This window comes from Pseudoalteromonas sp. S1727 (assembly GCF_005886375.1).
GTDB classification, from domain to species: domain Bacteria; phylum Pseudomonadota; class Gammaproteobacteria; order Enterobacterales; family Alteromonadaceae; genus Pseudoalteromonas; species Pseudoalteromonas haloplanktis.
This window is the reverse complement of record NZ_PNDT01000152.1, coordinates 1-9,736: the sequence shown is the minus strand read 5'-3', so window position 1 is coordinate 9,736 and position 9,736 is coordinate 1. Positions and strand designations below refer to the sequence as shown.

The window sequence follows — 9,736 nt, the reverse complement described above, 5'->3', positions numbered from 1 at the left end:
AGAGTGAAGAGCCGTAGAGGGCACGATCAGAGCACGTATTCTTCACTAGATGCTAGATGCTAGATGCTAGATGCTAGATGCTAGATGCTAGATGCTAGTAAAAATAAAAGCCGTGCTTGTTAAGTCAAGCACGGCTTTTATTTTGAGTGGAATAAATATTTTTTGCAAAGAGCAGTGTAGGCTCCGTTCCATTAAATCTTTTTAGTCGTAATGTCCAAGCTCCCCATAAATGTTGGAAAATGAGCTCTTTGCTTGACACCCACCTTTAATAACAACCTAAAAAATGAACAAGATAAGTCCACATAAAATGTATTCACCGCCTAAAACTCATTCAAAATTACATTTACTATTCTCTCGGAAAGCTTTTATTCGACAATCCCTAAATTACTGACATAGCAACCCTTGTCTTGAGACAATAGTTAACGTTTTAGTTGAGTATAAGGACTAGGCCAGTAGTTTTTCGCTATTGCTCACGTTACTACGTCGTTTTCTCTTCAGATTTTCACAGTAGCTTTCTTGTGCCGCCGCTCTACCCACTGCACCATGAAAAACGCGAGTAAATTGTGTGGTCAGTTTTAACCAGTTTTCGGGGGAAATATTTACACGCTCTAATAATGGCAAATGACTACACTCTATATAGCCCTGTTTACCTTCCTTAACGCAGCGCCCAGTTAATTCAATAAGTTCAAGATATGATTTAAGCTCAAACGGGAGTCCTTTTGGTATTATTTGACGTTAACAAATTAGCTAACGTATTACTATCACTACGTTTTCTATTATCTTTAAGCAAAGCTAAATGAAACAATATACGCGTGTCGCTCATTTTTCTGAATATGGGAGCAAACAACAGCTTTATTACTCAATGAGTTATTATTCTAAACCTATATCAACGTCGGTTTCCACCTTGAAACCATCACTCAGTTTTGCTCTGTCACGGTTGGGTTTCGTTGCGCTCAGTCACAATCTACGATGATAAATTGAACGCCGACCTACTTTGGTTTCTCCTAGCGCCTAACGCCTAAAACCTAGCTCCTACCCCCTAAAATCACCCAATAAAAAAGCGCGAGCTAAACTCGCGCTTTCAACTAACTCAAAACTACCGCTGTTTTAAACTGACAGCTTACGACTGATAGCTGACAGCTATTATTCACCCTTCGCTTTTAAATTAATAAACGCTGCCAGCTCTTCTGGTTGCCCCATAAGAGTAAAAATTTGTTGGTTGATCTCGGTCATAGTTTGCCCTTCTGGCAAGCTTGCTGACACGGTTAATGAGCTTAACCCTTGCGTAAAGTTTTTAATCGCCTCACCCAGCTCTTTACTCACAGGGGCTTGCTGCAACTGCATGTCGACCATTTGCTGCATTTGCTCTAGCGTCATACCTTGTTTTTCAAGTGCTTGCTCTACTAATGCTTTAAATTCACCTTCGTTGTTAAGGGCTATTTCAATGCTGCGCGGTTCAAGCTGGGAAAGTGCTTCCATTAAAATGGTTTGTTGTTGTAATTGCTGCTCTAGGGTAGGTTGCTGATTGCCTAACTCTTGCTGCATTTGACTTAACTTTAATGATGCGTTCATCAGTGCTGTTGATTTTGCTAAACCGAGGTTGAAATTAAGGGCAACTATTTTATTAGCATTAAGATCGAACGCAATATCGCTATCCCCTGACTTTTCATCGTAATTCATTAAAGTATGTAAATCATAACTGGCTGAAGCAAGGTTATTATTAGCATCTGCTGGTAGCTGAGCTAAAAAGTGCTCGCTAAAGGCAAAGTTTTTAATTGTCAGCTCGGTACGTGGCGCGATTTTATCGGTTTCGTATCCTGACACTTTAATACTCGCAATATTGGCTACTGCTTGCTGGTCAAAACCGGTGATTTCCATATTCGATATTTCTACACTTTGGCCAAATACGCTCGCCGAGATATCTTCATAACTGGCTGTCACGCCCATTTGTTGATTCATCAGCGCTAGTTGACGATCAACTTCTACTTTCACTTCTTGTGTCAGTGCGTGATTTGCGTAGCTAACACCACCGATTGCAGCGGCAACAACAACGGCAACAATTGCGAGTTTTTTCATTCTATTTCCTTATTACTATTCTTTATCACCGTTGTTATTTATAACGTTTTAAACGGCTTTATACTAAAAATTTACCTAAGCCTATCACTCAATAATCGCTTTAGTAAGGGCTTGCGTTGGATCAGGAGCACTAATATGTCTTATGTACTTACCACTAATTAATTAAACTTAACAGCTCATGTACCGTTTTAACTGGGGTGATTTTAGCGCCCAGCCCTTCCATCGATTTATGGTAATTTCGAAATGGAATGAATATTTCGGTAAAGCCATGTTGTGCAGCTTCTTTGACGCGCGGTACGCCACTGTCAATTGGCCGTACGTCACCATTTAAGCTCAGCTCCCCCATAATACAGGTAGTTCGTGGCACCACAAATTCATTTAAGCTACTAAGTAAGGCAGTCACTAGTGCTAAATCGATACAGGTTTCTGTTTCATCAATTCTCAGCCCACCCACAATGTTAAAAAACGTATCGTGGAAGATTTTGGTTTTAGTGTGCTTGCGCAAAATACCGGTGAGCATTTTGATCCGATTCATATTTAAGCCCACACACACCCGCTGCGGAAATTCAGCTTCGGTTTCAGTAGTTAAACATTGAATTTCGAGGAGTAGATTACGGTTACCTTTACGAATACAAGTAATGGCTGAACCCGGCGAATCAGTGCTAGAGCCTGATAAAAATATTTCACTGGGATTATCAACACTAAGCATGCCGCGTTCACACATTCTAAAAATGCCCACTGTGTCAATGTCGCCAAAGCGATTTTTATTGGCACGTAAGGTACGTATTTGGCCATCGTTGGTATCTATATGCAGTAACGCATCAACAATGTGTACTAAGGTTTGCGGCCCAGCTATTTCATTATTCTTATTTACATGGGCAATAATAAACATAGTGACATCGTTTTGCTTACAATACTGGGTCAATGCTTGCGCGGCACTTTTAACTTGCGACGGGGATCCTGGGCTGCCATTGGCGGTATCAGTTACTACGGCTTGAACAGAGTCGATCACCGCAAACTTAATTTTGTTCTTTTCAAGCTCTTCGATAATAGTTTCGACACTGGTTTCTGATAATAAGTACAGTTCATCAGGGTTGTAATCAAGCTTTAAGCGATTTACACGGTTTTTAAATTGCGATAACGACTCTTCCGCGGTGCAATACAGTGACGGCATACGTTGTGACATACGCGCTACTAAGTCAGATAATAATGTTGTTTTACCAGCCCCAGGGTCGCCAGAGATAATATTTACAGAGCCTGTGGTAACACCGCCCGATAAAACACGATCAAGCTCACCAATGCCGGTGAGCTGCTTTTCGGCTTCAGTGGTTGCGATGTCATTAATTTTTTTCGAGCCACCGCCCACACCTCCAGCATAACCGCCAACAGCACTACGCGCTGCTGCTTTTTTAGCTTGCCCTGCCGAAGGCTTAAACTCGGCTAAGGTATTCCATGCGCCACAGCGGCACTGCCCTTGCCAGCGCTGATAGTTCATACCGCATTCGGTACAAACAAACTCTATTTTTGCCGCTTTTGCCATAAACTTTTGCCTATACTCGTCATTTTGAAATTATTTATGTTAATACTAGGTAATGTTTAGTTTGCTATGCCGTACTTTGATTGACGAATATTGACCTTGCCAACTAGACAAATCAACGCCACAATCGAGTTATATAAAAGTAATTTACTTTTTTTAGGGCATACTTTTTGCTTAACCTTTCCTACTTGGGCTTTTTGATCCTAAAATTAAAGTAATGAGCCATTTATTTGGCAGTTTAATAATAATAAAAACTAAAGATGGTAGCTCATTACATTTTCTACGCTGAAAACCAGCAGCCCAGAGAATGTATAAATACTCACGCAGTATACCAACTTTTTAGAATAGACGGTGATGGTTTTATAAATGACTGAAGACATTCTACTGAAGTACGAAAGTTTGGTTGACGAACTTAAATCGTATTTAGGTAATGCCAAATTTGACACTATCTTTAAATCAAAGACGGCAGGTTTAACAAAACCTGAGCAATTCTTGATCAAGATGGAAATGTCACGCTTATCGCAACCCATTGCTCGTTTTATTGATTTACGTGGCCAAGTTACAGGCCAGGTGAAGCCTTATGAGTATGAAGGCAAACAACACTTTATGGATGAAACCGCCATTGCGGTATTTGAAAAAGCCATAAAACGTCATGGTGGGTATACTCTTGCGGTTTATGAAGCCGTTATGAATACCGATAACAATCACCGCGTCATGCAAAAAAAGGCTGCACAGCAAGCAAACCAAGCTGACCAACAAAATGAACAAAAACGAGATTGTCAGGTTATTAAGTTTGCTTCTTATGAAAGTCGTCGTGAAGAACGAATGAATTACTCAATCAAAATTACGGTAGAATTGAGCAAAGACAATACAATCGCGGCCAGTACGTCTGATATTTCTTTAAGTGGCGCAAAAATCAAACTTTCCCCTCGTTACCAAGTCAAGAAAGGCCAATTGCTTGGGCTACGCTTAGTGGGACTTGAACAAGATTTTGAACTGGGTTTAAAAAACGGTATTCAATACGAAGTTGTTGCGGTTGAAAAAATATCGACAGAGTATAATCATGTGCGGTTAAAACGCACTTTTATCGAGAACAATGCAAAGTTCGATGAATTTTTAGAAAGCTTTATTCATGGTAATAAGCGCCGTTATAAGGTGAATTTAGATAACACTTTAGATGCTGTGGTTTCTAAGGGCTATGAGCAGTATTATATTCCTCGCGTTACCTCATTATTCACCTTTTTTAGCCTGCAAAATGACAAGCTCTACCCAAGCTTAGTGCTCACAACTGAAAACAATATTTTCATCCAGCGTTATTTTTGTGATGAACGTAAGTTATCCTGTTTATATACTATTTTAAACCAACAACGTTTAAGCCAATTATTAAGTAACCCTGCGCAAGTTAAAGAAGAGTATTTATACACCTTTACCCATGTAGTCGCTGGTAAAGTATATTACTATTCAGCAACACGCAGTGAGCTTGCTAAAGAGCCACAATTAAGTGCGTTATTTTTTGGTTTTGGTAGTCAAAAAGACAGCTGGCAATGCTTTAAAGTACAGTTAATGCCTAGCCACCCTGAAGACTCATATATTCCGCTGAGCTTACCAAATACCGCAGCTAAAGATATTGAAAAGCTCAATAAGCCCCCTTCGCCTCGCGTTCAAGGTATGATCAAAGACGTAAAGTATTTACTGATCTTAACCTCCATTGGCACCGCAGCAGAACAAGCCCATTATCAACGTTTTGATTATGATAAAAGTATCGTTAATCAGTTAAAGCGCTTTGGGCACGGTAAACATAAAACTCCACCAAAGCTTGAAACCGTTGATTTAGAGTATGTGAACCTGCGCTCGCATAAGCGCTATTTATACAAAACTGATGCACTATTAACTACACAAGATGAGCAAACATATACCGCCCATAGCCGTGATTTCTCAGTAATGGGGCTACAAATAGAATGCGAACAACCCGTTACTTTTCAAAAAGGTGACATTGTAGAGTTAAGCTTGCCTGAGCTACAAAAAATCACTAAAAAGCATGTGCTTAGTAAATTGAAATATGAAGTGATGGCTGTTAGCAAGTCATTAACCACTATCAATTTAAAAGCATCTAGAGTAGCTGACGTCCCGCATGAAGGGGTGAGGTTTTTCACACAGTTAATTGAAAATAATAAAGATAAACTAAAAGTATCTGAAGAAGCACCAAAAGTACCTGGACTTTCAACGGCACTTAGGAACATGGTGACTAAGAGCGTGTGTCAATTTCCGTTTTACTTACATAAAGAGGCGGCGCATTTTAAAACAGGCGCAATTGGCCAAGGTTTATACCCCAGTCCATTACATATTATTTTACAAAACTATGGTTTGCTCAATGACACCACCAGCATTGATGCGCTTTTGCCACCAGAGAAAATAAATGAGGTCATTACCCCACAAATAAAAGACCGCAGCCGACAAGATCCACCATTACCTTTTACTTTATTTATCCGTTTTGATCCGAAAAAATCAACTATTGAAGAGGCTGTGAAAAGCCAATGCAGTGCAACGGACGATTTCACCCCTAACCTCCTCTTTTTAAAGAAAGGTTTAAAATCTGAATTGTTATTTATAATGCGTGTTTTTATTTCGCGAACAGGTCGCCCTGACACTGATTACTTAGCTAACGAGCTAAAATACGTAAGCCAATACGCACTTCATAAAGCCAAAGATCTGGAAGAAGCGTTGTGGTCAGTAGCAGGTGTTGGTGACATGGTTGATGTAACTGATGAAACGCTTAGTCATTTAGATTTACCAGTTGAGCTGATAGAACAAATGAATAAGCGTAAACAAATTTGGTTAAAGCGACTAAGTTAATTACTCAGCCATTGGGATGGTTAATAAATACAGCAGCTGCAGTAGCGAGCCTTGGCAAATGGCTGCTTGAGCTTGCTCAACCACCTTCGGCTTACCGTGAACGGCAACTCCGAGCCCTGCCTCTGCCATCATGGTTAAATCATTTGCGCCATCACCAATAGCCACTGTTTGCTGCATTGGTAAACTTAACTGCTGCTGTAAGTTACGAAGTACCACGGCTTTTTGCTGCGCATCAACAATTGTACCCAGCACTTTACCTGTGAGTCTGTCGTCTTTAAACTCTAAAACATTAGCATGGATTTCATCTAAACCAATAAGCTGTTGCACTTGCTCAGCAAATGGTACAAAGCCACCTGATGCGATGGCTAAATACCAACTATGTTGTTTCAACACTTCGCATAATTCTTTAATCCCCGGCATTAAAGGCAAGCTGCTTTTCAGCTCATCAATTAAGCTTTGCTCTATTCCCTCAAGCTTGGCTACACGTTGATGCAAGCTTTCACTAAAATCTAATTTGCCAGCCATTGCTTGTGCAGTCACCGCCGCAACATCATCGTACACATCAGCTAGACGAGCAATTTCGTCAATACATTCGATGGTGATGGCAGTTGAGTCCATATCCATGACTAATAAGCCTGGAGCTGTAAGCTTTGGCGGCTTGCTAACTTGTACAAGTTGAAAACCCAGCGGATGAGCAAACTCATTCAGTAATAGGGGGTTAATACTCGCGTTTGCGGTATCACTGTAAAAGCACAAAGCAGGCGTTAAACTTGGATCAGGCTGATAACGACATACAGCTGAGACTGTAAATTGCTGTTGCGATAAAAACTGAACAATATCTGTTAGTTGCTGGCCGTTAAAATTCCCAGTAAAAGCAATGCTAAACACCCCTTGTGGATCGGCTGGTAAAGGTGCTTGCTCTACTAAGGCGCTTTGATAGTGATACCACTTGCCTAACGACAACTGCATTGACAATTGCTCAGATGAAAGGCTCGCAATGCGCTCCAATGTCATGGTGACTCCAAAAATAATACTAATGTCTCCCCTGCCAAATAACAGTTAACTCGCCATAAAGGGGGATTTAAGGTTATAGTTAGGCTTAGTTGTAACATCAAAAGCAAAAGCTGTCAGCAGCGTAAACGGTGACTATGAAAAATAACCATCTTAAAAACCCTATTTCAGCATCCCTAAGGCAGCGTTTAGTGCGATTAAGCATTGCTGCTGCTTGCTTTTTATTACTGACTTGGGTAGCGGTTAATGGCAGTTTTCAAAGTCACCAACTGCTTTATGATAATGCAGACAGCACGGCAAGAAGCTTAACCCGCTTTATGGCACTTAATGCTAAAACACCATTACTTGAAAAAAACAAACCCGAACTCACCGCCTTATGTAATAGTATTAGTAAAGATGAGTTTGTATTAGCAGCAACGATTTACGATCATCAAGGTGTCCTTATCGCCAGTAGTGATAATTGGCAAATGCACCATTTATTGGGGAAGTTACCAAATTCAACTCCAGGTATTAGTAAGCTTAAGACACCGTTTGTTGAACCAATTATAAGTGATGATAATCGCCCATTGGGGTTTGCTTCTGTTACTTATTTAACTCGCTCAGCGGTGGCAACGAGTCACAGTAGTTTTCATGATCTAGGTCGCCAAGTATTACTAATGCTGGTGATCACCTGTATTTTCACATGGCAACTTGGCCGAGGCTTAAAGCGCTGGCAGGTTAATCGCTATATCCGAAAAAGTGCTGAACACGATTCATAAAGCTGCTTTTTAAAATCAGCTTTATAAGGTGCTGTGATCTGCTTCAATTGGCATAGTTGTTCAAACACTAAAGGCAACTGTAACGGCGTATTGATTTGCCCCTGAAAGCCCGCCAATGGCATTGATGGCGCATCTGTTTCAAGCACTAAATGTTCAGCTGCCAATGCAGCAACGACACTACGGGTCTTTTGTGCCCGCTCATAGGTGATCACGCCACCCACTCCTAGCTTAAAACCTTGCTTAATGTAGTACTGTGCTTGTTGCATTGAACCTGAAAAGGCATGAATAACCCCACCGAATTTAGGCTTGCAGCGCTTAAATGACTGTGCAATTAAATCGTGGCTTTGTCGATGATGTACGATCAGAGGCAATGCTAGTTGATTAGCAAGTTCAATATGATGCTCAAATATCTGAGTTTGTAAGGCTAAATTATCGATACTGCGGTCAATACCACATTCACCAATAGCAACCAGCTGCGGCTGATGTTGCTCGGCAAATTCAGTTAATGCTGCTAAATGGCTTGGTTGATATTCAGCTAAAAAATAAGGATGTAAACCAGCGGCAATGTGCACGCCCTTATACTTAGCGGCAAATGCAATTAATGCGTGAGATTGTGCCAAGGTAATCCCCGGCACAATGAGTTTGTCGATGCTATGCTGCTGACATTGTGCAATGAGTTGTGTGCGAGAAGCATCAAATTCAGCAAAGTCTAAGTGGCAGTGAGAATCAATAAACGCCATAACAGCTTATGGATTCAAGCGTGTAATTTGCCAACTATTATCAGCTTGGCGCTGATACATAAAACGATCATGTAAACGATGCGCGCCGCCTTGCCAAAACTCAATTTTGGTAGGCACGACGCAATAGCCGCCCCAAAAATCGGGTAATGGGATTTCACCCTTCGCAAATTTATTTTTCATATTGGCAAAGGTTTCCATCAACACTTTACGTGATGATACCGGCCTACTTTGTGCTGATGCCCATGCTGCTAACTGGCTTTCTTTAGGACGGGACAAAAAGTATTTCGCTACCGCTGAGGTCGGTAACGGCTGTGCTTCGCCATAAACAATGACCTGACGCTCCATGGTGTGCCACGGGAAGTGTAACGATATTTTGTTATTACCTTTAAGCTCTTGCGCTTTACGTGAGCCAGTATTGGTGAAAAATACAAAACCATTATCATCAAGGTGTTTTAACAACACAATACGCTGTGAAGGCTGACCAGTTTCATCCACCGTCGCCACCACCATCGCAGTTGGGTCTGATAAATTAGCGGTTACAGCGTTATCGAGCCACTTTTCAAACTGCTTAAAAGGGCAATCAAGCAAACTATCTTCGCTCAACCCATCTTGTAGGTATTCACGACGAATATCTTCGAGTTTCATATCAAATCCTTCTTTATCAGCTATCAGCTATCAGCTATCAGCTATCAGCTATCAGCTATCAGCTATCAGCTATCAGCTATCAGCTATCAGCTATCATCTAAAAGCTATCACCAAAC

7 protein-coding genes and 1 pseudogene are annotated in these 9,736 nt (G+C 41.0%); 2 read left to right on the top strand and 6 right to left on the bottom strand.

Annotated elements, in window-relative coordinates:
* Window positions 1-444: 444 nt before the first annotated feature.
* The 3 genes and pseudogenes from CWB85_RS22855 to radA form a co-directional block, all read right to left on the bottom strand.
* Window positions 445-735: pseudogene (locus tag CWB85_RS22855) on the bottom strand (hypothetical protein); the annotation flags it as partial.
* A gap of 408 nt (window positions 736-1,143) precedes the next feature.
* Window positions 1,144-2,076 (bottom strand): aq_1923 C-terminal domain, encoded by a 933-nt coding sequence (locus CWB85_RS21095; RefSeq protein WP_138555952.1) that lies wholly within the window; start codon window positions 2,074-2,076, stop codon window positions 1,144-1,146.
* Between the two features lie 154 nt (window positions 2,077-2,230).
* The gene (gene radA, locus CWB85_RS21090) at window positions 2,231-3,616 is read right to left on the bottom strand and encodes a DNA repair protein RadA (protein ID WP_138555951.1); all 1,386 of its coding nucleotides are present in this window, start codon (window positions 3,614-3,616) and stop codon (window positions 2,231-2,233) included.
* A gap of 363 nt (window positions 3,617-3,979) precedes the next feature.
* On the opposite strand from radA, the gene CWB85_RS21085 reads away from it, so the two are divergent.
* Window positions 3,980-6,466, top strand: coding sequence for a PilZ domain-containing protein (locus CWB85_RS21085; RefSeq protein ID WP_138555950.1), 2,487 nt, complete (start codon window positions 3,980-3,982; stop codon window positions 6,464-6,466).
* On the opposite strand, the gene serB is transcribed toward CWB85_RS21085, so the two are convergent.
* Complete coding sequence (gene serB / locus CWB85_RS21080; protein WP_016708655.1) at window positions 6,467-7,480, bottom strand: phosphoserine phosphatase SerB; 1,014 nt, start codon at window positions 7,478-7,480, stop codon at window positions 6,467-6,469.
* Window positions 7,481-7,614: 134 nt separating this feature from the next.
* On the opposite strand from serB, the gene CWB85_RS21075 reads away from it, so the two are divergent.
* Window positions 7,615-8,235: an AhpA/YtjB family protein gene (locus CWB85_RS21075; RefSeq protein ID WP_016708654.1), complete on the top strand. Its 621-nt coding sequence runs from the start codon at window positions 7,615-7,617 to the stop codon at window positions 8,233-8,235.
* Here the strand turns inward: CWB85_RS21075 and CWB85_RS21070 are convergent.
* Entirely contained in the window at window positions 8,202-8,975 is a 774-nt protein-coding gene (locus tag CWB85_RS21070) for a TatD family hydrolase (protein ID WP_016708653.1), read from the bottom strand. The two genes, CWB85_RS21075 and CWB85_RS21070, sit on opposite strands and share 34 nt — an antisense overlap.
* 6 nt (window positions 8,976-8,981) lie before the next feature.
* A complete protein-coding gene (gene pdxH / locus CWB85_RS21065; RefSeq protein ID WP_016708652.1) occupies window positions 8,982-9,620 on the bottom strand; it encodes a pyridoxamine 5'-phosphate oxidase in 639 nt (212 codons plus the stop codon).
* Window positions 9,621-9,736: the final 116 nt, after the last annotated feature.

Coding starts and splice junctions, on each gene's coding strand:
- radA (WP_138555951.1), bottom strand. CDS start 3,616: ATGGCAAAAGCGGCAAAAATAGAGTTTGTTTGTACCGAATGCGGTATG.
- pdxH (WP_016708652.1), bottom strand. CDS start 9,620: ATGAAACTCGAAGATATTCGTCGTGAATACCTACAAGATGGGTTGAGC.
- CWB85_RS21085 (WP_138555950.1), top strand. CDS start 3,980: ATGACTGAAGACATTCTACTGAAGTACGAAAGTTTGGTTGACGAACTT.
- CWB85_RS21070 (WP_016708653.1), bottom strand. CDS start 8,975: ATGGCGTTTATTGATTCTCACTGCCACTTAGACTTTGCTGAATTTGAT.
- CWB85_RS21095 (WP_138555952.1), bottom strand. CDS start 2,076: ATGAAAAAACTCGCAATTGTTGCCGTTGTTGTTGCCGCTGCAATCGGT.
- serB (WP_016708655.1), bottom strand. CDS start 7,480: ATGACATTGGAGCGCATTGCGAGCCTTTCATCTGAGCAATTGTCAATG.
- CWB85_RS21075 (WP_016708654.1), top strand. CDS start 7,615: ATGAAAAATAACCATCTTAAAAACCCTATTTCAGCATCCCTAAGGCAG.